This window comes from Tardiphaga robiniae, assembly GCF_001618955.1.
Taxonomy (GTDB): domain Bacteria; phylum Pseudomonadota; class Alphaproteobacteria; order Rhizobiales; family Xanthobacteraceae; genus Tardiphaga; species Tardiphaga robiniae_A.
Window position 1 is genome coordinate 202,901 of the sequence record NZ_LVYV01000056.1, and the last position, 26,479, is coordinate 229,379.

General features: G+C 57.1%; 28 protein-coding genes and 3 pseudogenes. 10 read left to right on the forward strand and 21 right to left on the reverse strand.

Going from position 1 to position 26,479, the window contains the following annotated elements; all coding sequences use genetic code 11:
* Positions 1–1,102: 1,102 nt before the first annotated feature.
* The 5 genes from A4A58_RS30040 to A4A58_RS29010 all read right to left on the reverse strand — a co-directional run bounded on the left by A4A58_RS30040 (position 1,103) and on the right by A4A58_RS29010 (position 5,480).
* Positions 1,103–1,555 carry a 2Fe-2S iron-sulfur cluster-binding protein gene (locus A4A58_RS30040; RefSeq protein WP_081422141.1) on the reverse strand — a complete coding sequence of 151 codons (453 nt, stop codon included), beginning with the start codon at positions 1,553–1,555 and terminating at the stop codon, positions 1,103–1,105.
* A 521-nt stretch (positions 1,556–2,076) separates the two neighbouring features.
* Complete coding sequence (locus A4A58_RS30640; RefSeq protein ID WP_139069982.1) at positions 2,077–2,499, reverse strand: hypothetical protein; 423 nt, start codon at positions 2,497–2,499, stop codon at positions 2,077–2,079.
* A gap of 135 nt (positions 2,500–2,634) precedes the next feature.
* A complete protein-coding gene (locus A4A58_RS30045) occupies positions 2,635–2,934 on the reverse strand; it encodes a hypothetical protein (RefSeq protein WP_081422142.1) in 300 nt (99 codons plus the stop codon).
* 567 nt (positions 2,935–3,501) lie between these two features.
* Positions 3,502–4,614 (reverse strand): M20 family metallopeptidase, encoded by a 1,113-nt coding sequence (locus A4A58_RS29005; protein WP_158005766.1) that lies wholly within the window; start codon positions 4,612–4,614, stop codon positions 3,502–3,504.
* Between the two features lie 41 nt (positions 4,615–4,655).
* Positions 4,656–5,480 (reverse strand): IclR family transcriptional regulator, encoded by an 825-nt coding sequence (locus tag A4A58_RS29010; protein WP_081422162.1) that lies wholly within the window; start codon positions 5,478–5,480, stop codon positions 4,656–4,658.
* 79 nt (positions 5,481–5,559) lie between these two features.
* Between A4A58_RS29010 and A4A58_RS29015 the strand changes: the two genes are divergently transcribed.
* Positions 5,560–6,852 (forward strand): ArgE/DapE family deacylase, encoded by a 1,293-nt coding sequence (locus A4A58_RS29015; RefSeq protein WP_068738803.1) that lies wholly within the window; start codon positions 5,560–5,562, stop codon positions 6,850–6,852.
* Positions 6,853–7,000: 148 nt separating this feature from the next.
* On the opposite strand, the gene A4A58_RS29020 is transcribed toward A4A58_RS29015, so the two are convergent.
* Positions 7,001–7,477: an AtaL-like protein gene (locus A4A58_RS29020; protein ID WP_068738804.1), complete on the reverse strand. Its 477-nt coding sequence runs from the start codon at positions 7,475–7,477 to the stop codon at positions 7,001–7,003.
* A 39-nt stretch (positions 7,478–7,516) separates the two neighbouring features.
* Positions 7,517–8,380 carry an SDR family oxidoreductase gene (locus A4A58_RS29025; RefSeq protein WP_068738805.1) on the reverse strand — a complete coding sequence of 288 codons (864 nt, stop codon included), beginning with the start codon at positions 8,378–8,380 and terminating at the stop codon, positions 7,517–7,519.
* Between the two features lie 99 nt (positions 8,381–8,479).
* On the opposite strand from A4A58_RS29025, the gene A4A58_RS29030 reads away from it, so the two are divergent.
* Positions 8,480–9,364: a LysR family transcriptional regulator gene (locus tag A4A58_RS29030; protein ID WP_068738895.1), complete on the forward strand. Its 885-nt coding sequence runs from the start codon at positions 8,480–8,482 to the stop codon at positions 9,362–9,364.
* A gap of 1,057 nt (positions 9,365–10,421) precedes the next feature.
* On the opposite strand, the gene A4A58_RS29035 is transcribed toward A4A58_RS29030, so the two are convergent.
* On the reverse strand, positions 10,422–10,943 hold the full coding sequence (locus A4A58_RS29035) for a host attachment family protein (protein WP_349509597.1): 522 nt from the start codon (positions 10,941–10,943) through the stop codon (positions 10,422–10,424).
* Positions 10,944–11,176: 233 nt separating this feature from the next.
* Here A4A58_RS29035 and A4A58_RS29040 point away from each other — a divergent pair, with 233 nt between their 5' ends.
* Positions 11,177–11,407 (forward strand): hypothetical protein, encoded by a 231-nt coding sequence (locus A4A58_RS29040; protein ID WP_068738807.1) that lies wholly within the window; start codon positions 11,177–11,179, stop codon positions 11,405–11,407.
* A 690-nt stretch (positions 11,408–12,097) separates the two neighbouring features.
* Here A4A58_RS29040 and A4A58_RS29050 read toward each other — a convergent pair.
* On the reverse strand, positions 12,098–13,069 hold the full coding sequence (locus A4A58_RS29050) for a sensor histidine kinase (protein ID WP_068738809.1): 972 nt from the start codon (positions 13,067–13,069) through the stop codon (positions 12,098–12,100).
* A 292-nt stretch (positions 13,070–13,361) separates the two neighbouring features.
* Positions 13,362–14,366 carry an alpha/beta fold hydrolase gene (locus tag A4A58_RS29055; protein ID WP_081422163.1) on the reverse strand — a complete coding sequence of 335 codons (1,005 nt, stop codon included), beginning with the start codon at positions 14,364–14,366 and terminating at the stop codon, positions 13,362–13,364.
* A gap of 271 nt (positions 14,367–14,637) precedes the next feature.
* On the opposite strand from A4A58_RS29055, the gene A4A58_RS30050 reads away from it, so the two are divergent.
* From A4A58_RS30050 to A4A58_RS29070, 3 genes are all read left to right on the forward strand, one after another.
* Positions 14,638–14,868: a hypothetical protein gene (locus A4A58_RS30050; protein WP_081422143.1), complete on the forward strand. Its 231-nt coding sequence runs from the start codon at positions 14,638–14,640 to the stop codon at positions 14,866–14,868.
* Positions 14,869–15,129: 261 nt separating this feature from the next.
* A complete protein-coding gene (locus A4A58_RS29065) occupies positions 15,130–15,312 on the forward strand; it encodes a hypothetical protein (protein ID WP_068738811.1) in 183 nt (60 codons plus the stop codon).
* Positions 15,313–15,379: 67 nt separating this feature from the next.
* Positions 15,380–15,619 (forward strand): hypothetical protein, encoded by a 240-nt coding sequence (locus A4A58_RS29070; RefSeq protein WP_068738812.1) that lies wholly within the window; start codon positions 15,380–15,382, stop codon positions 15,617–15,619.
* A gap of 223 nt (positions 15,620–15,842) precedes the next feature.
* Here the strand turns inward: A4A58_RS29070 and A4A58_RS29075 are convergent, their stop codons facing one another.
* Both A4A58_RS29075 and A4A58_RS29080 read right to left on the reverse strand, forming a co-directional pair.
* Positions 15,843–16,571: a PRC-barrel domain-containing protein gene (locus A4A58_RS29075; RefSeq protein WP_068738813.1), complete on the reverse strand. Its 729-nt coding sequence runs from the start codon at positions 16,569–16,571 to the stop codon at positions 15,843–15,845.
* 73 nt (positions 16,572–16,644) lie between these two features.
* Positions 16,645–16,998, reverse strand: coding sequence for a response regulator (locus tag A4A58_RS29080; RefSeq protein ID WP_068738814.1), 354 nt, complete (start codon positions 16,996–16,998; stop codon positions 16,645–16,647).
* 156 nt (positions 16,999–17,154) lie between these two features.
* Between A4A58_RS29080 and A4A58_RS29085 the strand changes: the two genes are divergently transcribed.
* Positions 17,155–17,571, forward strand: coding sequence for a hypothetical protein (locus A4A58_RS29085; RefSeq protein ID WP_139069983.1), 417 nt, complete (start codon positions 17,155–17,157; stop codon positions 17,569–17,571).
* Positions 17,572–17,838: 267 nt separating this feature from the next.
* On the forward strand, positions 17,839–18,066 hold the full coding sequence (locus tag A4A58_RS29090) for a hypothetical protein (RefSeq protein ID WP_068738816.1): 228 nt from the start codon (positions 17,839–17,841) through the stop codon (positions 18,064–18,066).
* Positions 18,067–18,311: 245 nt separating this feature from the next.
* On the opposite strand, the pseudogene A4A58_RS31895 reads toward A4A58_RS29090, so the two are convergent.
* From A4A58_RS31895 to A4A58_RS29120, 7 genes and pseudogenes are all read right to left on the reverse strand, one after another.
* Positions 18,312–18,395: pseudogene (locus tag A4A58_RS31895) on the reverse strand (hypothetical protein); the annotation flags it as partial.
* 705 nt (positions 18,396–19,100) lie between these two features.
* Complete coding sequence (locus tag A4A58_RS29095) at positions 19,101–19,394, reverse strand: hypothetical protein (RefSeq protein ID WP_068738817.1); 294 nt, start codon at positions 19,392–19,394, stop codon at positions 19,101–19,103.
* On the reverse strand, positions 19,391–20,326 hold the full coding sequence (locus A4A58_RS29100; protein ID WP_139069984.1) for a WD40 repeat domain-containing protein: 936 nt from the start codon (positions 20,324–20,326) through the stop codon (positions 19,391–19,393). Before A4A58_RS29100 ends, A4A58_RS29095 begins: the two co-directional genes overlap by 4 nt.
* Before the next feature lie 65 nt (positions 20,327–20,391).
* The gene (locus tag A4A58_RS29105; RefSeq protein ID WP_068738897.1) at positions 20,392–21,354 is read right to left on the reverse strand and encodes a CobW family GTP-binding protein; all 963 of its coding nucleotides are present in this window, start codon (positions 21,352–21,354) and stop codon (positions 20,392–20,394) included.
* 102 nt (positions 21,355–21,456) lie between these two features.
* Positions 21,457–22,641 (reverse strand): CobW family GTP-binding protein, encoded by a 1,185-nt coding sequence (locus tag A4A58_RS29110; protein WP_068738819.1) that lies wholly within the window; start codon positions 22,639–22,641, stop codon positions 21,457–21,459.
* The gene (locus A4A58_RS29115; protein ID WP_158005767.1) at positions 22,638–23,000 is read right to left on the reverse strand and encodes a Fur family transcriptional regulator; all 363 of its coding nucleotides are present in this window, start codon (positions 22,998–23,000) and stop codon (positions 22,638–22,640) included. The genes A4A58_RS29110 and A4A58_RS29115 overlap by 4 nt, the downstream gene beginning before the upstream one ends.
* A 255-nt stretch (positions 23,001–23,255) precedes the next feature.
* Positions 23,256–23,696: pseudogene (locus tag A4A58_RS29120) on the reverse strand (GTP-binding protein); the annotation flags it as partial.
* A gap of 602 nt (positions 23,697–24,298) precedes the next feature.
* Between A4A58_RS29120 and A4A58_RS29130 the strand changes: the two are divergent.
* Positions 24,299–24,484, forward strand: a complete 186-nt coding sequence (locus tag A4A58_RS29130) for a TonB-dependent receptor (RefSeq protein WP_068738822.1) — start codon at positions 24,299–24,301, stop codon at positions 24,482–24,484.
* A 388-nt stretch (positions 24,485–24,872) separates the two neighbouring features.
* Complete coding sequence (locus tag A4A58_RS29135) at positions 24,873–25,850, forward strand: CobW family GTP-binding protein (protein ID WP_068738823.1); 978 nt, start codon at positions 24,873–24,875, stop codon at positions 25,848–25,850.
* A 23-nt stretch (positions 25,851–25,873) separates the two neighbouring features.
* Here the strand turns inward: A4A58_RS29135 and A4A58_RS31615 are convergent.
* Together A4A58_RS31615 and A4A58_RS29140 are read right to left on the reverse strand one after the other, a co-directional pair.
* Positions 25,874–26,069 (reverse strand): annotated as a pseudogene (locus A4A58_RS31615) (IS110 family transposase); the annotation flags it as partial.
* 102 nt (positions 26,070–26,171) lie between these two features.
* Entirely contained in the window at positions 26,172–26,477 is a 306-nt protein-coding gene (locus A4A58_RS29140) for a DUF2149 domain-containing protein (protein ID WP_068738824.1), read from the reverse strand.
* Between the last annotated feature and the right edge of the window lie 2 nt (positions 26,478–26,479).

Here is a 26,479-nt window from a genome sequence, read left to right on the forward strand (position 1 = left end):
CTCCAAACGCTTGCTATAACCATGGCAAGCCGTGGAGGAATTCCATGAAGCGCTTTCTACAAAATCTCTCGTCAGAGGACCGTCGTACGCACCGCAAGTGGGCCGTATCCGTAGTTGCGCTCTATACAGCGGCCGTTATCCTTGCACTCGTCATCGCATCGACGCTACCCCCGACTGATTACGCTCAACGTGAAGCCGCCAATCTCGTAAAGGCGCAGACGCCGTCTTTGCGCCAAGCCCGGTGAGATGACAAACGTATGAGATTTTGGCAAAAACGGCAGAGCGCTGCGGCTCTACTGCTCTGCTTTGCCACGACACCTTCGCTCGCCGCGACGACAACTGTTCCATCCCATCATCAGTTGTGCTGGGTCTTAGGAGCTTATGACCAAACAGTCTATTATGCGGAGATCGGAGATCGCCAAAATCGCGAAGAGAGCTTCGCGGTTCAGAGTACTTCGGAATAGAGCACACTGGCGTACAGTGTTACGATTACCTTGCAACAGTTTATGAAAACCGACGTGCTGCTATGTTCGAGTATTGGCGGTCAAAGAAGCTAGAGATCGTAAGTACGACGTTTCTATCGGATCTCGATTATTAAGCAGAAAAAGCCACTCGATGTCGTCGCTGGTGCTTATCGCAGACATCGCCATGGCGTGCCGTAAGCGGCAATTTTCTCAAACCGCGCCTTTCGCAGCCCTACCCACCTTAGCATCTAAGTCGGCTACCCGCTGAAGTCGGAGCGCATTCCATTCTCGCCTGGGCTCGTTGTCGACGCGCGGCGTTGCCCTGTACCGACCCACCAATGACTTAGAATCGCAGGACTGCGCGCGTCGCGCTAAGATTACGATGGTATCGGGATCGATTGCCACCAGCTCCGCGCGGTCCCGGTTTGTGCGACGGCCGTTAAGCGGACTCTGGCCGAAGTCTGTATAATGGACGCAATTCGCCCTGAATCTGCTCGACCGCCCGCTTGATGTCGAGAGCATCGTTGCGATGCTTTTCAAGGACGGATGCGCGCCAGTTACTGCTAGCTTCGGGATCGTTGATCTCAGAGATGCTGACGTCGGATACGGTTTCGAAACCCGGCCTTTGCCGCAAACGATCAAGAACTTCTTTTGCAAGCTCTTGCCGACCAACTTCGCGCCGCTGTTGCATTCGACGGCGATCCAAACTCGTCGTGGTCCATTTTTTCGTAGTGTGGCAGCACGCTACCTTCGTGCATCACGGCGAGCGTCAGACAGGAATTGATGCGCTGGCCGTCGACAATCACCGTGCAAGCGCCGCACTGGCCATGGTCGCACCCCTTCTTGGTGCCGATGAGATGCATATGCTCACGGAGAGCCTCCAGCAGCGACGTACGGGTGTCGAGCTCCAGGGTTTGGGCCGATCCATTCACCCTCATGGTGACATTAGCCGCTACCGGGGCAGGGGTGGCTGGGGAGGGGAAGCTCTGCTGCGCCTCCGCGGGACGGGATGTGGCACTGGCTGCGACGGAGGCGCCGGCGACGATCAGGAGATCGCGGCTGGAGATGTTGAGATGGGCCGGTCTGTCCATGATATGGCTCCTTCTGCAGCGGCGTTACGGCCGCCTTGAACGGATTTCCCTCAGGCGACGTCACGATCGCCACAATGGAAGTATTCCAGACTAGTTTAGTTGCAACCGACGGGGCCGATAACGCCTTTCAAACTGCATGGACCTATCTAATGAATTCATGAATTGTGCGCGCTTTTGCCGCCCCTTCAGAGTTTTATGGGCGTCGTTACTAGACCGCGATGCAGTACTGAGCACCATGAAGACACTGTTGTCGGTAGACATGGGATTTTGCGAGCTTGTTTTGATGCGCACGACAACGTTACGGCCAACGGCGGACATTCGCTATTCGGATGTTATGGAACACCGGGGGGCAATGAAGGCCTGCTATAAATTGGCGGAGCCATTTCACAAACTCATATTTTCCGTATAAGCGGCAAGTTGCGATTTACGCCGCTTTTTGCAGCACTTTTCGGACCGTTTTTTTGCGAGGTTTTCCGTATAGGCACGAGTAGGTCAGCGTGCTTACAGCATTCAAAGGGAGGCTAAAGTGCCTGATCCAAGCTGGCCCTGACGACCGAGGCGCACATGGTCTTCCACTGGCCCGGCCGGCAAACGTGGGCGCAGGCCTTTCCATAGGTTGCTTGCCTTAAGTTTGCGCGATTTGCCTGTTCTTTCCATCGAAAATTCAATGTTGACCGCTGCCGCAAAGGCGGATCGGAGACGCTCATCGGAAATCCGCGCCAGATGCTCTGCAGAACGACTGTGCGATGTTCATCGGCTTCGCTGACCACCGCCAGGCAAATTGCAACGCTGGTTCGCTGGAAGAAGTTGAAGCACTGTTCGAAACTTGGTCCGCTCGATCCTTGTCGGTTAAGCTCAGCAGCCACCGCAAGGAACACCAGCTTGTCTTCGCTCTGCAGCGTCACGGCAAATCGAAGGGAAGCAAGTAGCCAGGAGCGCAGCATAATCTGAAGCTCCTTCGTCGTCGAATGTTGCGGCTGACATTTCTCACCTAGCAAACCCTTGTTGAATCTAAGGCTGCGAGCGCTATTCATTCCAGTTCATGGACGAGAGCGTGAAGGCGTTCCGCCGTGGCGGGATCATTTACTCCAGCCACTAACCGTCGAGACTGGGCAAGCCGTCGATAAAGTTCTTCCTTGCATTTCCCAGCCAAGCACTATCTCCAATGCAGTACTAAAGACATTGAGCGTTTCACACAGTTCGCGGTTCTTTGCGAGCGAGGACGATGATCTTCGGTCGAGATGCCAAACTTCGACATCGTGACCATCGACAAGCTTTTTAGCCATTGCGATGGCCTCCTCGTCATCCTCAGCGATGATGGACTCAAATGTCTTGAAGTGGCCGTCGTGTCCGACGATGTAGGCTCTGTAATCGGTCATGACGCTACTCTATGGGGGGTGGCGAGCATTGCGGGCGCTCAGTCACGGCAGCCGATTTGATCGCCCCGGTCGGTGAGAGTAGTGCATGTTCTATTTTTCGTCGGTCCGCTGGATGACACAGGAAGCGCATGACTTTCGCCAGCGGAAGTTGTGGCGCGGATCAGTCCCAGGGACATAACAACAACTGAATAAGTCGTGTCGGGGTTAGCAGGGGGGGTGCCTTTACAATCTTCGCTGATCGAAAGACGAATTAGCCGCTCGCTCGTTAGAAATGTCGGCGGCAGATGCGGAAGCCAACGAGCGCGGTAAGTACTCCGATCAGGCGGCCGCCGGTTTGATAAATAATTGGCCGCTGTGGGCGCGAAGCGGACACGCCTATCGTTTGCGTTCTGTCCGAGCTACCGTCGGCGGTTCTGAGCCAGCAACAATGTATGCAGCCTTGCCTGCCCGCCTGGAGCATAGGACAATATTCCATACTGCATGTTATGCGATTCCGATTGCCTTGAAGCGCAGCGCGCCTCAAGGCGGGGTGCCGGCTTGAGAGGCCATTACCTCCCCACACAAGATTCACCTGCAGATACGATCTATAAGCTGAGTGTAGATGTGGAATGCCTCATCAATTCGCTCGACGTAGCAGAACTCATCGGTTTGGTGGCATTGCGCCGCTTCGCCGGGACCGATGACGACGGTTGGCACATTGTTAAACCCCGGCACCAAGGCAGAGGCATCTGTGAAGTAAGGAGCGCCGGCCGGCACAGCGGGAGCGCCCAGTCGAGCGGCCAGGATGTCCATCAATGGTTCAATCGCAGGCTCGTCGGGTGCAGTCGCGAACCCTTTGAAATCGGTGACCAGCTGTATCGATGCTTCAGCTCCCAATCGCTCTTGGATGTCAGCAATAAGCACCTGGTGATCATGTGCTGGCACTGTGCGGAAATCGACCGTAAAGCCTGCCGAATCAGGAACGGAGTTGATGTTTTGACCGCCGAAGATCGTGGTGACCGAGGCGGTCGTTCTCCCTAGCAACGGGTGTTCGTGCTCAGGAAACTTCAGAGCTTCGATAAGTCCGACCCAGCTCGCAACCTTATACACAGCGTTTTCGCCCAGCTCAGGCATCGAAGAATGCGCTGTCTTTCCTGTGGCCGTGATTCTCAGCCTGATCGAGCCTTTATGCGCAATGATAGGAAGATTCGACGTCGGCTCCGCAACGATCAATAGCTCTGCGCCCCCAAGGGCACCCTCGCGTGCAAGGTGGAACGCTCCTTCGCACCCCGTCTCCTCACCTGCGGTGATGACCAGCGTGATGCCGCGTTTCAAACGGCCTTTTTTGGCCGCTTCGACTGCAGCAACAATGAAAGCCGCGACGCCAGCTTTCATATCGCTGGCTCCGCGCCCGATGAGCTTGCCCTCACGGATTTCCGCCGCGAACGGCGGTGCCGACCACGGCTTTTCTCCAAGCGGCACCACATCAATGTGGCCTGTGAAGACAAGTGGCTTTAGTGCCTCCGTGCCAGACAACCTGGCGACGATCGACGGGCGTTCCGGCGCGAACTCGTAAGCTGTAACGGCAAGGCCGGCATCCCGCAGCAAATCGGCAATATAACCTGCGCAATCCTTTTCTCTGCCGGGCGGGTTGAGGGAATCAAATCGCACCAAGGCTTGTGCAAGTTCAACGCTGTTCATTCGATCCTCACTCAGCTTTACTAAAGGGCTATCTCGGTCGGTCATCGTGCGTCGCGGCTAAAAAGCTTCGCGCCAATCTCAGCACTGACCTTCTTGATGAGGTCAAGGTGACGTGGCTTTGCACCTTCGACCAGCTGCGCAGTCAATGTCGTGATGCTGATGCTTCCGGCTAGATGTCCCTGGCGATCGAAGACAGGCACGCCCAATGCCGCCAGGCCTACAACGAAATCATCAACGGCCAGCTCCCAGCCTTGCTTTTGAATTCGCACGGCCTCGGCATTCAGGGTTTTGATGTTGGTCTGGCTTTTCGGCGTGCGTTTCGCAAGCTCAAGCGAAAGTGCGACGGCTCGCTCCTCCGTTGAGATAAAGCTCAACAACGCGCGGGGCCCTGCCCCGCAGTTAAGCGGCGCCCTTGATCCGACAGTGAACCAGGCGGCATCGACATTTGGAATTGAGGCTCGCACGCGCTCGACACAGATGGCGCTGCCCTCATGATGAACCCAGAGATAGGCGGTGGTTCCAGTTGACTCGCTGAGCTCGCTCAGTAAGGGCGCTGCAATCTCTCGCAGCTCCCTCCCCTTTTCCACGGAGGATGCGAGCTCAAGCACGCCAACACCGAGCGAATACAGACCGCTTGAGGGATCGTGATCAATCAACCCGCTGCATTGAAGCGTGTGCAGCAGTCGTCGCGCAGTCCCTTTGTCCAAATCGGCCGCCGCCGACAGTTCGGTCAAGGTTTGACGAGGTCGTGCGATATGGAAGGCCTTGAGGAGCGCGATGCCCCGGTCCAGTGCTCTTACGATGGGAACGCCTGGCTTGTCTGCGATCGTTGCTGGCAGCCATCCGGCAAGTTGGTTCTGTGTCATGGTGTGACACCATACATCATCAGTTGACACGGACAAGGGCCCGGCACAAAGATGCTGCGTCTCGCACCGGATGGCAGCCATGGCTCTCGACGATACGCTCCGCAAAAAACTGATTGCTTCGGTCGAACACGGATTTGCCGAGCAGATCGCCTACACGCAGGATCTCATCAGGCTGCAATCCGTGCGCGGCGACGAATTCATTATTCAGGACCGCGTTTTCAATGAGTTGCGTAATCGCGGATACGCGATGGAGCGCTTCGACATGGACCGGGGAGCCATCGAGCGGCATCCCGGCGGCTCCCCGTTCTCAGACGATCATTCACGCGCCCCGATCGTTGTTGGAACACATCGCCCCCGCGACGAAGCCGGTCGGTCCCTCATCTTGCAGGCCCACGTTGACGTCGTCCCTCCGGGACCAGAGAGCCTGTGGACCCATCCACCTTTCGAACCGGTGATTGAGGGCGACTGGCTCTATGGCCGAGGTGGCGCAGACATGAAGGCGGGCCATGCGGCGAACCTTTACGCTCTCGATGCGCTGCGCAGGATCGGGCTGCAGCCGGCTGCGACCGTCTATATTCAATCCGTCGTCGAGGAAGAATCGACGGGTAACGGCGCATTGATGACGCATCTTCGCGGCTACAAAGCCGACGCCGTTCTCATTCCAGAACCAGAAGATGAGAAGCTGGTACGCGCGAACGTAGGTGTTGTGTGGTTTCAGGTGGAGGTGCGGGGTCTACCCGTCCACGTCCGTGAGATGGGCACGGGCGCCAACGCGATCGACGCGGCTTACCGCATCATAGGTGAGCTCCGCATACTGGAAGCAGAATGGAACGCTCGGAAAGCGGGGCGTCCAAACTTTGAAAACGAAGAACATCCTATTAATTTGAACGTCGGCAAGATCGAGGGCGGCGACTGGGAGTCGTCCGTTCCCGCATGGTGTCGAATCGGCTGCCGCGTTTCGATCTATCCTGGCGTCAGTGCCAAGGAGGCAGCTGCTGAGATTGAGCAGCGAATTGCAAAATTCGCGCGGGAAGACTCGTTCCTTTCAAACATTCCCCCGTTGGTGACTTTTCACGGCTTCCACACTGAAGGGTACGAACTGCCGCCTGGCTCGGAGGCAGAAAAGGTGCTCGCGGATGCTCATTTAGGGGCGACCGGCAAGAAGCTCGAAAGCTTCATGACTGCCGGTTATCTCGATACCAGGGTTTATGCGCTCTACGACAAGATTCCCGCGCTATGCTACGGCCCCTACTCCCAAAATATTCATGGCTTTGATGAGCGCGTCAGTATCGCGTCTCTCAAGCGCATCACTACTGCGATGACACTGTTCATCGTCGAATGGTGTGGCGTTGAGCTTGCCACACCTGAGTGAGCAATAGGCAGCCCAGTTGAAAGACAACGTTCGCCTAACTTTCTTAGAGGCATTTTCATATGAAGGTTACGCGAATTTAACTTGCCCGACCGTGCCTTCTCGAAAGGGGGCGCCTCTCTTAAGACAGCCCCCTTCATTTTGTGAACTCTCAGAGCCGTCCATCCGCGAGTAGCTCGCGGGTGCGCTTTAGTGTCGATAACAGGGCGGCTTTGTAGCCCTTATCTTCGCTGTCGAACTGCGCCTGCTCAGCTTGTTCCTCAGGGCCATGAGGCTTCTTCCCGCGTAAGCCGGTGTAGCAGTAGAAGCGGAGCTGGAGCGCTCCGGCCTCATCCACGAACAACTCATTGATAATTGCACCTTCGCGCGGACCACTAGCCTGGAAAAAGGTCACCTTGCTTCCTTTCTCAAGCACGATGATCTCCCGCAGGTCTGCTCCGGCAATCGTGGCCTCCCGCACGAAGTGGGTCGCGCTTTCCTCGACAACATGGCAGCGCGTGCACAGGCCCGGCGGCAGGAATTCACGGGCATCGCGGGCCTTGAGCTCCAGACCCTTCCAGGCCTCTTCGCGAGTAAGTTTGGTTTCCCCCTCCGGGTTTACCGGAACGGTGGCGGTCGAATAGATCATGATAGTTCTCCTTGGATTGTTAAATGACGTCGCGGCGAGCTATGCCGTGATCTGCGCGACGTGGTCGCGATACGAGCGGAGCGGGCGGCCGAGCAGCGCGGTCAGCCGCTCGACGTCGCCGACGTCCGGGACCATGCCTTCGGTCAGAAACCGCTCGGCCATCAGGCGCATGTCGAAGGCCATCCAGCTCGGCATGAACTGGCGCAGGTTCTGCTCGAACCGGGCGGTGTCGTTGCCGGGGAAGGTGATCGTACGCCCAAGGATATCCGACCAGATCGCCGCTGCGTCTGCGCCGGTGAGCGTGTCGGGCCCAACCACATTGATATAATCGAGCGGAAGGGACGTGGGCGATTGCTCACGGCGGATCAGTTCGATCGCGGCGACCTCACCGACGTCGCGTGCATCGATCATGGCGAGGCCCTTGTCGCCGATCGGCATCGGGTAGATGCCGTAGCCGGTGACTACGTCCTTGATGGTGATCTCGTTGTCCATGTAGTAGGCCGGGCGCAGGATGGTGGCGCCGAGCTTCATCTGTTCGATCATGCGCTCGACACCGAACTTGCCTGCGAAGTGCGGGACGTTCACGTAGCGGTCGCTGTGGATGACGGACAGGTAGACGAACCTATCGATCCCGGCTTCGCGGGCGACGTTCAGCGCAATCAGCGCCTGGGTATATTCGTCGGCCACGACACCGTTCAGTAGGAACAGCGTGGATACGCCCTTCATGGCTGACCGGGGGGAATCGACGTCGAGCAGGTCGCCCTGGACGACCTCCACACCGTCTGGAAATTTGGCCTTGGAGGGATCGCGGACGAGGGCGCGCACCGAGGCGCCACGCTTTGCGAGCTGTTCGACGACATTGCGGCCGATATTGCCGGTAGCGCCAGTTACGAGGATGGTCATGGGATATTCTCCTATTGGTTGATCACCCCTGAATATGAGTGGTTCACATATGGTCCGATAGACAGTATATTTGGACAGACAGTCTCATAGATGGAACAGATGGATCTACTCGCCCTCGCCGATTTCAACCTGGTCGCCCGCCATGGCGGGTTTGGCCGCGCGGCACGTGCGACGGGTCACCCGAAGGCAACCCTGTCGCGACGGGTGGCGGAACTGGAGAGCATCCTCGGCCTGCGCCTGTTTGAGCGCGGCGGGCGAGAATTGAAGCTTACTCAGGAGGGGCGATCACTTTACGAGCGGACAGGGACCCTGCTTACCGAGCTAGACGAAACGGTAGCCGCGATAGCTTCGCGCGGCGACAAACCGCGCGGCAAATTGCGGGTTAGTGCTCCCCTCCTGTTTTCACAGATTGCCATGGGCAAGCTGGCCGCTGGGTTCGCGCTCAAATATCCGGAGGTGCGGCTGGAGATCACGACCGAAGACCGCCCCGTCGACATGGTGGAAGAAGGTTACGACCTGGTCATCCGCATCAATCCAGATCCGGATGAAAGACTCGTCGGACTAGCCTTTCTGCGCGATCGGCTGGTAGTCGTTGCGAGTTCAAGTTTGGCTCGACCCGCCGACTCGCCTGTCCCAGCTGTTGTGCGTGGAGCAGGTGGGGAGACATCCTGGGATGTAACAACACCAACAGGAAAATCGCGCATCACGGTCGATCCGGTCCTCTCTCTTTCATCGATTGTCATGGTGCGCGACGCGGTCCGCGCGGGCGTTGGCGCAGCACGCCTTCCGATATCACTCGTAAGTCATGATCTGGCTGCTGGGACGTTAGTGCAGTGGGGCGACGTAGGCGGACCGGACATCGCTCTGTGGGCTCTTTATCCCTCTCGGCGGCTGCTGAGCGCTCGTGTTTCTGCCTTTCTGGACTACCTGAAAGAAGCTTTCCCGATGGGAACGCCGGACGAACTGGCCGCCTTCATGAAATAATGGAACGTCCTTTTGCGCGCTAATCACTAGACGCTTGGGAAGTTTACAACGATGCGGGGTATATATACGAAGCCCCACTCGCAGGCCTACTCTGTTGCACGGCCGCGGCTTTTAGAGCGAGTTCAGCGGGTAGAAGCGATGCAAGATCGCAAAAATTTTTGGTTCCCCTCTTGACCGAGGATTGTAGAAATCTGCATCGATTGTCGCCTTTAAACGAAAGGAGTTAGGAGGCCCACATGACGACATCTGCCATGTCGATGAATGGAATCCACGCAAATTCCCTCCTCGCCAGCACCTTCACGCATCCGCGGGAAGTTCTCGCGAATCCCTTCTTAGACACTCTGCAAAAGCGATGCGTTCTTGCGGCTTGGGCATCAGATGCTTTTACGGTGGAGGGGAAGCCATGGTTACGCCAGATCCCCGGCTCCAATGGGACGGTCAGGATCGGCGATATTCTCTTAGCGCTCAGCTCACTTGATGAGGACGACAGTCCCCCGCCGAAGATGTCGCGAACACCGTTGCCGAGAGCGCCGATACGTATCCGTGCCGTGGGTCAGACTGCACGAGAGGATAGACGCCGCCGATTAGCGGACCATCCATAAGGCCAACAGTTCACTAAATGCAAAAAGCCGCCCGAGCGATCACTCTGGCGGCTGCAAATTCAATCAGTGATTCCCTAGCCGGAGACAAGCGCCAGAGGCGGCCCTTCACGAAGTGCCCGCCATCTGGCGTCACGGGATTTTGCAGTGTCACCGTCGCGACCGACGATCGGTGGCGTCTTCAGGCCACCGCCTTCTTGTTGACGCCCTTACGAAGCGCGATGGTATTCAGTTTGGTGTTGGCCGCAAGCCGTGAAGAAACATGTCTTCCATGGTCTTAATGTCTTTAGTGAACAGACCCATCGCATCCTCCTGTTATCGATACCTGCCGTATCCGGCGGCGGATTGCGAACGCGGATTTCAACGGAGAGTTCCCCGCCGATCGGGCTCATCCTTCGCAATTCCTGGAACTCGCCAGATAAGGTGCCTGGTCCAAGTGGCTGGTCGAGGATCAAAAGCTACGCAGCAAGTATCGTCTTCTCGATATCCGCTATCGAGTGACCAGTCAGGTCCTTCGCGATTTCGCCGACCAGAGCCTCATCGAGCTTTTTGTGGTAATGTTTGCGCATCTCACCAAGCGTCTTCGGCGCGGCGATGATCACGATATTGCTGAACTTATTTGTTAGCACCTGAGCATTCAGCATTTCGATGATCCCAGATGCAAAACCGTCTTCTTCCGCCCGACTCTGATCAGGGTTGGCGGAGCTGCTATTCTGTCCACCACTGCCGCTGACCGACTCGACCTCCTCACCGGGAGCAGCGACCAAGCTCATTTCGGTTTCGGTGCCGACATTGCGGAAAAGGTTCAACTTTTCACCGTCGGCAACAGCAACGATGGTATCCGTTGGGAGGATCATTCTATTTCCTGACATGTTGAGTTTGGCGCCGTTGTCCAAGTTGGCCGCGAGCCAAAGAGCAATACTTCCGCCTTCGCGAAGTTCCCGACTCAATGAACCGCCGTGAACGCGCGCCGGATTCACCGCACTTGAAGAAATGGCCCGCTTAGCGGGCCATTTCAGTGTTAGCTGCCGTATAGGCAGCGCTCTTTGTTTTCCTCACTAGTCAGTGACAGGGCGCTTCTAACTGACCGAAGATGAACCTGTTCCGTTCGCGATCTGATTATCTAGACAAATGCCGGCTTGCTTCCCGCATGTGGTTCTGGTCGGGAACAACCTGCGATCCTATCGCTTGAACCGGCAACCAAAGGACCAACATGCTCAGATTATTTACCGCGGCTCTGACGACAATTGTTATCTTCTCCGGACATGCTCTCGCGCAGCAGGGAGGAACCGAACAGGAGCGGCAAGCTTGTGCACCTGACGTGAAAAAATACTGCGCTGCTGTCCTCGATCAGGGCGACCTTGTGATCCTCAGCTGCCTCCAGCAAAACCGCTCCAAAATCTCGCAGAGTTGCAACCGAGTCCTAGTTGATCATGGCCAATAGTCTTCGACGTGCAATTCTTATGGGTCGTTTCCTCGGACTTTATAGCCTTAGGATTCTGCTCGTTCCTGCCTGCAGACTGAAGAAGGAAAACACCATGCCCAAGACCCCGAAGAACGGACATGGGATCGAGCTTCACAGTCGTAACGAAGAGCCCCCCGAGGACATCGAGCGTGCACCGGACCTCACAGCTCAAAGGCGCAGGATGAAGAGGAAGGCAACAGTTCGGGTGGGCAGAGCAAGAAGCCCGACGACGGACAGAACTAAAGAAGATCACCGAATTGTGTGACGTATACGCCGAGTGTGAGATGGCCATCACGGGCGAACGTCGCGACTTTCTGGCTTGACGCGACAGAAAGCATGGTAAGCGCGGCAATCGAAACGTTCCAGGCCTCCCGACCGCTCCAGGAAATTGCAGGCGATCTCGTTCGCTTCTTCCAAAAGAACTGCGGGATTGAAACTCTAGTGAACTGAGGCTGAACGGCGCTAATGCTTGTGTTCCTTTACTGCGACGAGCAGCACGCAGCGTAAAGGGCGATCGTTACTGGCCGCCCTTCAATAGCACCTTGGAATGGTCGGAGTCTTACGCTCTGTGGATGCACATATAGGCTTCGTCAAACCCGGTCGATTGGGTACGGTCATTGGTACGCACACCGACGCTGACGATAATCGCAATATGCCTTACACGCTTGGTCACGTAGCGAGCCTCTCTCTATCCATCTTTATTGTTACAACGACTCCCTCTTCCTGCCACTGACGGTCTATCGATCCACCAAGCTGAGATGTCATGCTTCGCGCAACGAGTTTGCTTCCAAAGCCGCCAGCCCCAACTGGCGGGGAGACAGTAGGTCCGCCACGCTCCGTCCAGACGATGATGACTTCGCTGTCGGGGCTTGAACATGCGACGTCAAGCGTTCCCGTCGGGGCAGACAACGCACCGTACTTCAGTGAATTGGTAGCAAGTTCATGCACGACCATGGCCAGTGTTGTCGCGGACGCTTCTCCGACGCCCATACGTGGTACCGACACGCGAATTCGTCCGCTGAATGCACCGAGGTCGTCATAGGGTGCTAACAGCACAGTTAACAAGTCGCCGAGCAAAGCTGCTTTGCCTTCATGCCCTGGAATTGGACGGATAAGATCGTGGGCTCGTCCAAGGGCGGATAACCGCTGGGTCAACTCTTTCGCCATTTCGACGCTCGTTGTCGTCGACCGTGACGTGATCGCCGTCAGGCCCGACGCAATCGCCAGCAGGTTTTTAACTCGGTGACTCATTTCTCCGGCGAGTAGTTCATGCCCCTCCTCGGCCTGCTTACGTCCGGTGACATCGATAAAAATTCCAGACATTACGCGATCTCTAATGCCTGCGTCGTCGCCCTTCCCCCGGGCGGAGATCCACCTGATTTCTTCCTCTATGATGATACGGAAATCAATTTCATAGGGTCCAACAATCCCCCGTGTGGCGGCAAAAGCCGCCCTGACGCGGTCTCGGTCCGCAGGGTGTATATGAGCTGAAAGATCTTCGAAAGTTACGCTGTCGCTCCTTGGGACGCCCCAAAGGTCAAATGCTGCGTCATCCATCGTGAGTTCATCGGAGTCAACATTCCAGGTCCACAAGGTCACGCCTGCTGCGGCGATTGCTTCAAGAAGCTGTTCGAAATCCATCGCGTGCGCTTTACCAGGAGTTTTAGGCACGGCGGATCTCCTACGTGGTTGCGTACTTAAGCTAACAGTTTCCCGGCCTGTAGGGGAAACATTCACCGCTTGCAAATCGGCGACCACGCGTGCAACTTCGTCGTTATCGCCTTGTTGTTCTGTATGTTAAAGTTCTTTCTAATATTAATGCTGGCGGTTATCGCGGGTTTGATTGCATTAGCAGCGCTTATCGTCCTCCTGTGACGGTGCTGATATGGGACGTAGTCCCAAACCGATCTTCCAGATCCCGCCGTCAGTTGTTTTACGTGTTGACGGCAGAGGCTGGGGTGCTGACCTCACCAATCGCATCGACGACAGATTGAGTTGCCGTCTGGTGCACCATGTGCCCGGTCTCCGGGATCGAGTGAAACCTGCTTTGCGCGACATCCTGATGTAAACGTCCAGACTGTGAGACTGGATCGATGAGACGATCATTCTGGCCTACGATAATGGTCACAGGCATCAACAGCTCTTTATAATGACCCTCGGAGCGGGCAGCATTGAGCACGAGCAAACCAGATTCTTCGGCCGCAGCGTGGATTTGCGAAGGGCGAATTGCCATCTCTTTCGGAAACCGCCTAAATTTGGCTGGCACTGCAGCCGGGCCGAACAGCTTGGCGACGAGTGCTGGCCACATTAACCGACTGACTATCGGCGATACGGTCACACTCATCAGATTACCGATGACAGGTACAGCAGGCGCAGACATCGCGGCAAAATCCGGACGAAAGCTCGGGTAATAATAGCCGGACACGAGCACAAGCGCATGTACCGACGCAGGATGGCGTAATCCCATTGCGACCGCGACTGAGGCTCCCCACGAATGGCCAACAATAATTGCGTTCTGAATGCCGAGGCCTTCGAGAGCGATTTTAATCAGATCGGCCTGCTCGTTCGGACCCCACTTCACCGCGTTTCGAGGCCTGTTGGTGTGACCAAAGCCTGGTCGATCAAATACTACGACCCGATGATCGCGGGCGACCGCGTTGATCAATCCACTCGAGTCAAAGTCTTGGATCATGCTCCCATTGCCGTGCAGCAGTACGACAGCTGGTCCGACGCCGCGCTCGATATAGTGCAGATCGACGCCGTCGACGTTGATGAACCTGCCAGTTGGTGGGTTGTCGCGCTCCGCCTTCTTTGCGAGGAAGCGATTGATAATAGCGGAAGCCGCTAGGCCCGCTGCGCCGACGATTGCCGCCGTAAAATAGGGATTGGTTGACTCTCCACGCGGTCGATTAACTCGTTGTCTTTCTGCCAGAAACATCATTTCATTCTACAAATCGGAGGACCCACACGATAAGCGAATGCCGGCCTTTTCGTTCGCTTCTTGATCGATCTAATGCAAATAGGGTCGCGTTCCGATTGGACGCCCTGAAAGACAGCCATCTAGCAAACAGCAGCTCAATTGGAGTTAATCGATTGGAACCGACATCGAAGCAGTTCGTTGTCCATGATCACCGCACGTCTGTGGCATATATCGGTGACGAGACCGCCTGTAGCGCTCCCGCCTTCATAAGCAAGGAGCGTCGCGTCTCATGAAAGATTTTCTGGCTTCGATCGAAAAACTGCGGATAGATGCTACAGAGGCGGGTCTGGTGCGGGATCTCGCAACAGATCCTACCAAACGCGCAATGTATGCCCGGCTGCATGATCAACTGATGCGCCTGGCTGATGAAGTGCAAAAAGCATCCCTGCGATCTGCAATGCCGCCGATGCAGCTACCGCCTATCGAACCAGAACACCCAAAAACTAAAAGCCAGGCTTAGTTGCAGCACCCGAAACAGAACTATTTGCACCCTTTAGCGTATTGATTCCGCGGAGGGAAATGCAATGCATACGAGGCGTACTGTCAGGGACTGCGCGAGAAGGTCGAAAAGTATCGCGCTATGGCGCGTTTGGTTTCCGACCCGGAGGTCCAGCGAAACATTCTCCAGCTGACGGACGAATTGGAACAGCAGGCCCGCGACATTGAGCGCGGCAAGTAAGAACGCTGTGACCCGAAGAACGACGAGTTATAGGAGGATGAAATGAAGCTTGCAGACACCTTCCGTGAGAACGCCACGAATTGCTCCCAGCTAGCCGATGCAGCGACCAGCCGCCCGGCGATCGCACGCTACAGACGAATGGAAAAAGCGTGGTTGGATTTGGCCACCGAACAAGACTGGCTCGATGGCGAGACAGATCGGCCCCCTGCGCGCTACGTCGCATAGGATATGTCGCGGCTTTCGCTGCATCCGTCAGTGAATGAACTGCCTGCGGGCGTTGTCTGGAGTTTTAATGAGTATTGTTCAGCGCCACCTGGCCGAGCACGAAGAACGACTCGTTCTAATCGAGGAGATTTGCATCGATACCGGTGCTCTCGTTCTGGACACCGCCACCGACGAAATCTATTTCTCTGCTGACGAGGTCGCCCACAAGACTGCCTACGTGACGGTATTCCAAGCATGGGCAAAAGGAACGATCAAAGGCACTGCGGAACAGGTGTTTGTCGCTACAAAATCTATTCTTGAGGACTGAGCGTAGGCGGCATTCATGTGAAATCGGGCGGAAGATTTTCCGCACTCACGTCCGGTCGGCGGTCTGGTGCCAGAGTTTATCTCGCATTGGGCCGCCTGTCTGATGGAGTGTGGCGGACCGAATGCCTGCTTCCTGAACTCAGTTCACGGGAAAATTGTAGCTACTGTCTATTTCAAGCCCCGTGATAGCCGAGAGGCGTAGGATTTACCCATTCATCAAAACTTCAGTGCTTTTGGAAGAGGGCATCGTTGCGCGTGCGCCACGTCGGATCGGACAACCAGTTGTAGTCAGGATCAGGCATAAGCGGCACGGCTTTCATGGCCTCCTTAGTGATTGAAAGATAGAAGCTGCCGCGGTCCTGCGAAATCATCAGTGACCGAACCGGGACGACGATACTGTCCTTTCCGGTCGTAAAAAATCCGCCGGAAGCCACGACCGCATAATCGCGACCGTCTTTTGTGCCAAATACAATGTTCCTCACTTCGCCGACGATCTTGTCGTCGGAACTGCGGACCTCCGAGCCAATCATTTCGTCAGTCCTTAACCCCGGCGCAAGTTCGTCTATCCGCAGAAGGGGCTTCGCATCTTTTTTGTTGCGAGTACCGGTAGCAGCCCCGCGCTTCACCTTCGGCTCACTCGCGGCATTCTGCTTGTCCGCTTCCTCCTCGTCGTTGTCGCCCAGCAGTCCCATCGGCGGGCCTGCAATCAGTTCGCGGATATTTGCAAGAAGCCGCTCGCAATCCTCGTGACGTCCGTAAGATCGAAGCGTCAATGCGGCGTCCCGCAGATTGCGGAGATCGCGCACATACTGGCTGTTAGTAGGGCCACGAAAACGGGGATTTTGCTGGACCGCTTCTTCTAGCTTGGCATCACCAATCTCGCACTCTGCCGAAGCCGCCGTGATACCGCTAACCGCGATGAAGGCGCAAAGAATTGCTGTCCGCATGATCATCAGTCTTTCCGATCTCGGTTTCGAAACAATCGTCTTAAACGACGCGTGGCGGCGATCTACGCCGCCGAAGTAATCAGCGCATGTTGTCGAATGTCCGCATCGCGGACACCAAGGCTCTGGTAAGGTAGGGCTTGGGGATGAACAGCGCATTGGCTGGAATGGTCATCGGCCTTGCCTTACCGGTCGTGATGATGATGTGGACGGGTGGCCACCTGTCCCGCACTGCAGCAGCTAGCTTCAGGCCATCCATCGAACCGGGCATGTCGATGTCAGTGAACAGGAGGTGGATGTCCTGACGGGCCTCCAGCACGGCTATAGCTTGGCTGGCGTTGCCGACCTGCAGTACCTCAAATCCTGCGTCGCTTAGCTCTTCGCTGACCAAATCCCGGATAAGGGTTTCATCTTCGACCACGAGGACTGTCGGCATTCCCACCTCCGGTGGGCACGAACAGGCCACAACTGTATTGCGAAAAGTCCAGTCTCCTTTATTCGTTCCGCCCTTTGGGTCGATGGGCGACATTTCACGGTATTTATTTCACGAGACGCTTGAGCTGTGCATGAGGAGTCTGAGAGGATGTGATGTATGAGTTTCTGCGCACGTTTCCCGCTGATGGAATCATTGCTTAATAAACGCGGTGCCGATCGGAACGGGATGGCGCCAGTGCTGGCCGCGTTTAACATCCTGGTCCTTAGCGGGAGAACCGAGATGCGTAAGTCCTTGGTGTCCAAATATGCCCTTGAGCATGCGGCATTGGTCGAAATTCGCGCCCTGTATGGCTGCGAAAATGTGACAGGCGTAGAGATCGATTTCATCTACGACCCGCGATTTGAAACCAACTGGAAAATCGCCGCGCTGCGAAGGCCCAACGACACAGATGTCGAAGCATCGCCACTGAATCTGACGAGCACCATCCATGCCATCGAAGCCACACAAAGGAAGCTCCGAGAGCTCTACAATCTGGAGCCGAGTGGCCGCCGCGATCCTGGAACAGCGCGATAGCTTGCATCCCCACTCACCTTACACGAGGATCGCTCGTAGGATTTGCCCCGTATTTCCGGCTTGTAGCGCTCTAAACCGAAAATCCGAGCATCGCGATGGCGACTGGTCGGCGGTTCACTCTCGATCGGATGAATCTACGGGATGCTTAAGAGCGTCGACTGCACAAAACGCTCACCGATCTCGACTGGCTACCAACTCGATGGTTACATAGCCGTTCGACTCGGCTCCCACCTATCAGAGCAGGCGAACAATTCTGGGAGAAGTTGAATGGAACTGCCTGAGCGCGAAGAGACAAACGAATTGCTATGCGTGATCGTTCGCAAAAATGGAGCCGTCGAATGCTTGCCCAATGGCAAAATCAAGCAGGGTGACAAGCTTCCCATGAAGAACGACTGGTACTCTGTCGGCGGCATGGGCTGCCAGGTGGCCGGTCACGCGTATACTCCAAACCTGGGGTTTACCTGGCATCTGTTTCTTACGGAGATCGGCCCCTAGCAAAGTTCGCTCTTACGGGTTTTGAATCCACGGCAGGCCGCTCGGATATATTGGCGATTAAAAGGTCGTCTGGCTTCTACTGCACTATCAGAAAGTCCGAGGCCGAAACCTAGTCAAACTGGTCCAACTTAATACGGCTGTTTACGGCGACGTGCCCTTTGCAGCGGCCTGGTCAGATCAGGCGCATGGAAGCCCATCACCCAGTCCGGGAACAATCGGTATCCGCGGATATCCGATCAAAGGTTTTAACAACCTCGCGCGAGCGCTTGAAGGAACACGTCATTGGAGAAAACCAGCATGCCGGTCACGTCGGCGGGCCGATTGTTTGACCGAGCCGCGCTAGCAGGTCAATCAGAAGGAGCGGCGGGAATTCCTGCGCGGCAGTGCAGATGTAGATGATGCGAAACATGGTTTCCCCATCTTTGTGCGTCTTAAAGTTAGCAGGTGAAATCACTAGATCGCAGCCCCGCCGGTTCCTAGAGCCAAAAAGTTCCCTAAGGCTAGGTGGACGCAGGGTGATCTGGCTCTTTAGGAGGCCTCAGTGGCGTAGGCCTCCCGCCGAGGATGCCGTCCCGCTGCATTTCGATAGGGAATCCGGTCTTTGACCCGGAAGAGACTGGTCGGCTTCGTAGGGCTTGCGAGGCATGCGGCTTTCTCCGAAATTCAGCCAATGAGCCCACCCATTATTGATTGCAGACCTGCGAAATTCCAGGAACAACGATTGATTGTGCCGATTGATGGCACATGACACGATATTTCTTTCATCTCGCAGGCGCCATCAGCGCGCACGACCTATTAGGTCGGGAGTGCGCAACCATAAGGATGCGAAGCAACATGCGAGTGTCTTGGCCCACGGGTGATCCACAGGGAAACCAGCACCGCGCAACTGAGAAGACGGTGATAATGTTTGGCCAATAGATCGCACCATCGGCCGCCTTCAACCGGTGCCGCTACTGGCGACGCTGGTGCTGCTATTCGGCTTTCAAGGCGAGCAGATCATTGCCCAGCCGACGGTGATCGCCGGTCATCCGATGTCAATCAGGTGCTGGAAACCGTAATGCATCGATTGCATTGCTGAGATCGGTCGACGTGACCTCGGTGATCGTCTTGTGAACCCGGGATATCTGGGGCTTTCTGTCAGGCCGAAACACGGCGATGACCGTCTCCACGTCGGGGCAGCCGGGGTCGCTGCAGGAGAGCTCACTCACGGAAACCGTCGTGTCATCGTCAAGACGCAGCGCAGACCGCGTCTCGGCCTTGATCCAAGCGACGGCCTCGCGATAGCCCGACTTCGTCCTGCGCGGCGAGAGAAATAGGTTCGGTTTCATAACATGTTCCTCAAATGCGCCGAACCGACGGCGCCGCCTGCGGATCCATAGATCAGGCGCTCGCCCTCGGCATCGAATCTCAACGCGGTGATCTCGTCGTTGGTGGGCCCCCGGACCGGACGGACAATGCGCACCTTACGCCGTGCGAGCACCACGCTGCCGTCGCGGTAGCCGGCGGCAATGAGATCCGCGGAGGGATGACACGCCACGGTGCTGACGAGGGAACGGCTTGGCGCCAACATGACCGGCGCCTTTCCACCAAGCCCTCCTCTGGCCGACATGGGCCAAACGATTAGTCTCGTCTCGCCGGAAGTCGCAAGCCACTTCCCGCCGTCCGCCCAAGCCATCGAGTTAGGCTTCGCCGAGTATCCGCCCATCTTGCTGGGTGCGCGGTCGGAGAGACGCCAACAATTCAGGCTGCTGTCGAGCGCGGCCGTAACGAGAAACCGTCCATCCGGGCTCGCCGATATAGCGACATGGCCGCCCACCGAGGGCAAAAACTCCTCCGTGAGTATTGCATCTTCCACGGCGCCGACCAGCGTCACCCCGTCGCGATGCGCCACCGCGCAGCCGAGCTCCGTGGCGACGATGGCATGCACACTGCCCATCATCTGCAGGGAACGTCTTGCGCCGGTCGCCTCGACGATCGTCAGGACGCGGCCATGCGCAAAGGCGTAGGCTCCCGCGCGGCGCGAGGCGACGGCGTCGATCCATTTCGACCCTTGGAAGAGCGTTTCCGTACCATCCTGCCTCGTCAGACGAAGTCGGCCATCATCGCCGCCGGACAGGAGACCGGATTCTTCGGTCGCGGGGGCGGCGCACAGGATCGCCCCTGCGTGCGCTTCAACGGTCCTTCTCTGGCCGAGAAAGACGATCCTCCCATCGCCCAAAGTGGCGACCGGCTCGCCGTCCAGCAGTTCGATCGACGTCACGCAGGCGCTCAGTTTCCGCTCCCCTATGGAAGCCCGTCCGCTGGAGCCGTCCTCAAAAGAAGATTTTAAAGGCAGCATTTTTGGAAGCCGTCCCTGAGCAGTTCCTCCGGCAGGCGCCGTCCGATGAAGACGAGACGCGACTGCCGCGACTCATCCGTTTTCCAAGGTCTCTGATGGATTCCTTCGACGATCTGATGCACCGCCTGAACGACGAAACGATCCGCGTCGTCGCGCAGCGCGAGAATGCCCTTCATCCGTAGAATATCCGGCCCGAACCGTTCGATCATCTGCTGTATCCACGGGAAGAACTTGTCGGGATCGACTTCCCCGGGGTGGCCGATCGAGAGGCTTCCGATCCCGCCGTCGTGGTGATGATGATGGTCGCCGTCGAGGAAATCCGGCTCCGTCTCTAGAATGCGGTCCAGATCGAACGATCCCAGGTCTAGAACCTCGCGCAGATCGATGGCGCAGCGTTCGGCATGATGGACGCGCGCATACGGATTGAGCTTTCTGATGTGCCTATCCAGCGCGACAAGCTGAGAAGGGAGGATGAGATCGCACTTATTCACGATAATCACGTCGGCGAAGGCGACCTGTTCTTCCATCGTATGAGCGAGGCGGACCTCGTCCAGGAAGTGCATGGCGTCGACAACCGTGACGATCGCGTCGAGCTTGGTCTTCCTGCGGACGTCTTCGTCGATGAAGAAGGTCTGCGCGACGGGAGCGGGATCGGCCAATCCCGTTGTCTCGATGAGAATTCCGTCGAACCGATCCGGCCGCTTCATGAGGCCGCCGAGGATGCGGACGAGGTCGCCGCGGACGCTGCAGCAGACGCACCCGTTGTTGAGCTCGATGATCTCTTCGTCGGCATCGACGATCAGATCGTTGTCGATGCCGATTTCTCCGAATTCGTTGACGATCACCGCATACCGCTTTCCGGTGCTCGCAGTCAGCAGTCGGTTCAGCAACGTCGTTTTTCCTGCACCGAGATAACCGGTCAGCAACGTGACGGGAATCTGCGCCGGGATGGCCTCGTTCAGTTGGCTCATTTCTTTCGTCCGATGTTGTCGGTCAGGTCGATGCCGATTTCAGGTGAATTGAGAGGTGCGGTCCGGGCCGTTTCGCTTTCGTCAGGCCGCGTGAGACAGGAGGCGGGGCAGCACCAGGCAGAGGAGCGCTCCGATGCCGAGAAACAAGACGGCTACCGCCACGGCCAAGGCGAGCGTCTTTCCGCTCGGAGGACTCTTCCCTTCACCGCTCAGGGCATCGAACAGCTTCTCGACCGCGTTCGGATCGATGTCGTGACCGATCAGAACGAGCCGCGTCCGTCTATCGGCGGATGGCCACGCATCGAGCCTCAGGAGGGGGTGCATGTTGTGCTGCACGGCGTGCACGACCAGTGGGGTTTCGGTTTCGCCTTCGACGGATACGATGCCCTTCAGCCTCAGTAGCCGCGTTCCCGCGGCGTTCTTCAACAGTTCTAGGAACAACGAAAGCTGCGCGTAGGTGACGCTGGAATTGCGGATGAGGCTGAAAGATCGGATGCGCCCATGGCGAGGTGCATCGTTGCCGGCCGGGACGCGCCCCTCTTCCGCGAGAACCCGTTCCAATGCGAGCCAATCGTCGACATCCCCGCTCAAGTTCGATGGCGCGTAGATCCTCGGCTCGAAGACGTTCGCGACATCGAATCCGCGACCGTGACGGTCGACGATCGTGGCAACCGGATTGATCGCCCGCAACTGTCCGATGACATGCGATATGTCGCCGGCGAACAGGTCGCCCTTCGTGAGGACAAGGACGTCGGCGAAGGCGATCTGCTTGGCGCATTCGAAATGCTCGTCCAAAGTCCTTTCGACCGACGTCACATCGACGACACAGATGCATCCGGCCATGTGGAACCGGCGAGCGACGACGTGATCGCGCAGACCGAATGCGGGGGCGCCGCCCGGGATCAACTGATTCACGACCGGCGCCAGGTCGACAAGCCCGGTCGTCTCGACAACGACGCGCGCGAGACGCGCGCCGTTCATCCGGTTCTCGACGTCAAGGAGTTCGTGCAGCGACGATCGGATGTCGCTTCCGTAGGAGCAGCAGATGCATCCGCTGGTCGTTACCACCCGACCCTTTTGTCCAGACGCTTCGCTTCGTCCGATCGACACCAGGTCATGGTCGATTGGCACCTCGCCGAACTCGTTGATGACGAGAGCCGTTCGCTCGGCCTCCGGTGCCGTCAGAAGTTCGCTGAGCAGGGTGGATTTGCCCGCTCCTAGAAATCCGGAGAGGACGAGGACGGGGATCGACGGTCCTTCGTTCACGTCGGCGTCTCCGAGAAGCAGGCGCCGCAGCGCCCCTTCACCTCGATGATCGATTGCTCCACGTGGAAACCGATCTGGTCGATTTCCTGCTTCAGAGAAGACAGAGCGCCATCTTCAGGAAGTTCCTCGACGGATCCGCAATCGTCGCAGATTGCCAGCACGATCGCGACATCAGGCGTCGGATATTTGCAGACGATGTATGCGCCGATGGACTGGACACGTCGGACCTTCTTGCTTTCGATCAGCAGGGATAAAGCCCGATACACGGTCAATGGGGATCTGATACCCTCCTTGCGGACGGCCTCCAGCGCCTCGTATGCGGTCATCGGCTTTCCCGAAACCTTCAGCGCTTCGAGCACCAGCTCCGCATTCGCTGGACCTTGTACCGGTCTTCTCATCGCTGGTCTCCCGCCATCGAAAATGCCGTCGCTAAGCGTCGATTACGTGGCTACCGAATGGAGCGGTCGTCACGAGGCTTCGTCGGCCCGACGCCATTTCGGAAATGGACCGGACAACTTCGCCCAGGTCGCGATCTCCGTGCCCGGCTTCGCTTCCACCAAACATGCATCGAGGCGTCGCCGAAGATTCACTTCGTCCATGTCAGTACCGATGAACGACGAGTAGTCCTTCAGCAGATTCACTGCATCGACCACCGTGACCATCGTATCGAGCCGGGCGACGTCGGACAGACTGTCGCCGTCCGCGTCGCGAAAATCGAAGGTCGCCGCCACCGGCAGCGGCTCGGCGATGCCTGTCGACTCGATCAGAAGGTAGTCGTAGCGGCCGCCCTCGGCGAGCGCGCGGACCTCCTTCAGAAGATCGTCGCGCAACGTGCAGCAGATGCAGCCATTCGTCATCTCGACGAGCTTTTCGTCCGTGCGCGACAGATTCGCACCTCCGTCGCGGACGAGATCCGCATCGATGTTCACCTCGCTCATGTCATTGACGATCACCGCCACCTTCAGACCGTGGCGGTTGTCCAGGACGTGATTGAGCCGCGTTGTTTTTCCAGCTCCCAAAAAGCCGGACAGCACGGTGACCGGAAGTTTGCGCACTCAGAAACCTCTTGCTGAAACTAGAACCGATCGATATGTGTAATGTTATAACATTACGTTCGACCAGTCAATCGATCCATCCCATGATCCCTGTCGCGCCAACCCCAGAATCCGAGCCGCACTCAGAGGCCGCGCTGACGAGAGAAACATGTCTCAACGCGGCGAACGTCTATGCCCGCCTTGCCCACTCGGCTCCAGACGGCTTCGAGAGAGCGATCATGATCCAGATATCCCACCGGCTTAGACGGCTCGCCAATCACAAGAGAAAGGGGACAAACCGAAGCCAGCAGGCGGCGGTCGGTCCGGAGCCGCTACAGAAGCGTCGAACGACAAGCTCCTGAGTCGAACCTACGCGGGGTCACACCTCCCCCGGAAAATCATTCAAGTTCCAACAGGAATCCTATGCTCCTCGTCTCTGCAAACGCCGCGTCGCGACTTCGATGTCTACAGTCCTCGGGGTCCTGTTCATGACCCTCGACCATACAGTTGCTCATAGCGCTCGATGCACTTTTCGAGGCTTTCGGAGATGGCCATCAGATAGTGGCCGAGCGTGATGGGCTGAGCCTCCTTTCTGTGGGTTCAGCGCGGACAATCTCCAGCGCGTGCCGGACTGGGCGAGAGTCGATATCGGCGCACGCTACGTCACCGCATTGGCTGGTCACCCGACGACGTTCCGGGCAACCGTCACAAACCTGCTGGACAAGCGCTATTGGGTCGCCAATCCGAGCGGCTACGTGATCAGTGGCGCAGCGCGCACGGCGCTGCTGTCGATGACCATCGATTTCTGACGGAATGACCTCGCGACGCCCTCGATCCCCAAGCCGGATTGAGGGCGTCGTCTATGCGGTCGTCGGCATCGTGGCCGCGCGTTCCTCGTTCGGCGCGCGGTGACCGGTCGGTCGCAGGCGACCACCAGTGCGGTAAATGGCGTTAGCACCTGAGGCGACGCTTCATCTCCATCCGATGACAACCGGGATGGCCGAAGTACGGGCGACCGACCCTCTCCAGGCACCTGTCTACAGCGACAATTTCGATGATTGCGCGTGTGATCCGCTGCCACCTTGCTGGTCTGCCGTGTTGGACACCCCGAAATGATGATCGCCTAATCGCTCTTTTCTCAGGCTTCGTAATGTTATAACATTTCACCCAGATAAACTGCCTATTGGAAGGTGCCCGATGCAACAGGTTTTGGCGAAAACTCCCGTGACGGTGCTGACCGGTTATCTCGGCGCGGGGAAAACCACCCTTCTCAACCGCATTCTTACTGAAGATCACGGTAAAAAATATGCGGTCATAATCAATGAGTTCGGCGAGGTCGGAATCGATAACGAGTTGGTCGTCGACGCTGACGAAGAAGTCTTCGAAATGAACAATGGTTGCATCTGCTGCACAGTACGCGGAGACTTGATCCGCATCATCGAAGGGTTGATGCGTCGCAGAAACCGGTTTGATGGAATTCTGGTCGAAACGACGGGCCTTGCGGATCCCGCGCCAGTTGCGCAGACCTTCTTTGTGGACGACGATGTGCGTGCGAAGACCAAGCTCGACTCCATCGTCGCGGTCGTAGACGCCAAACATTTGCTTGGTGAGATCGATGCTGCTCACGAGGCGCAAGAGCAGTTGGCTTTCGCTGACACCGTCGTTCTCAACAAGACTGACTTGGTCACCGACGACGAATTGAAGCACGTGGAAGAGCGGATATGGCGCATCAACCCAACGGTTACTATCCATCGCGCGCAGCGTTGCGATGTTGACCTGGGACAGATATTGGGCCGCGGCGCTTTCGATCTGGACCGTATCTTGGAAGTCGAACCTGAATTCCTGAATGAGTTTCATGAACACGAGCACGATGATCATGTGACCAGTTTTTCGCTAGTTACGAAGGACGCCATCAATCCGCAAAAGTTTATGCCGTGGATCGATAATGTTGCTCAGCAGTTTGGTCCCGATCTGCTGAGAATGAAGGGGATCATCGCCTTTGAAGACGATGACGAGCGCTTCGTCGTTCAAGGCGTTCACATGTTGCTGGAGGGCGATCACCAACGCCCCTGGAAGGCCGGAGAGGCCCGCGTTACTCGACTTGTCCTGATCGGACGCAATCTCCCGAAGGACATTATCGAAGGCGGCTTCTTGGCGTGCCGCGCGCAGTTGTGAGGCGTTGACGTCGTGTCCGCCGCAATCTCGCGTGCCCAATAATGCGCGCTGCCGCAGCGCCTCGATCCCGACCACGCACGGCGCAAGCCTTGCGAAAAACTCCATCACTGCGCCACGGCGCAACCGTTTGCGCACTGCGACCGCGCCTTGCTGATCGATCCCGTGGACCTGGAATACTTGCTTCGCAAGGTCCAACCCGATTGTGCTAATCTTCTCTATGGACGGCTCCTCTCTATGTGGCGTTCCAACCGACGACCACGCTATGGCACTTCGATGCCGCGGAGCAGGAGCCGTCCACCACATCAATCAGGAACGACAGCCCTATTCGGGAACGTAGATCATTCGCCCGTCAGGTAGCCGGTAGGTTGTTCCGGCACGTGTGCCCTTGCCCTCACCGACCTCGCTGCTGCTCTCGTATCGTTTAAGCTCCTGACCTTCCTTGATCGTCACCTTCATATTGGGCTGTCCGGGGTTCTCAATCACGGTAACATCGCGGTCGCTGAACGGATTCAGGGGGTTCTTGACGACAACGATCATCAGCATCGCGACCACGACCAGAAAGACGTCAACGAGGTTCACAACCGACAGAAGTGGATCGTCGGAATCCTGATCATTCAGAAACCGCATCA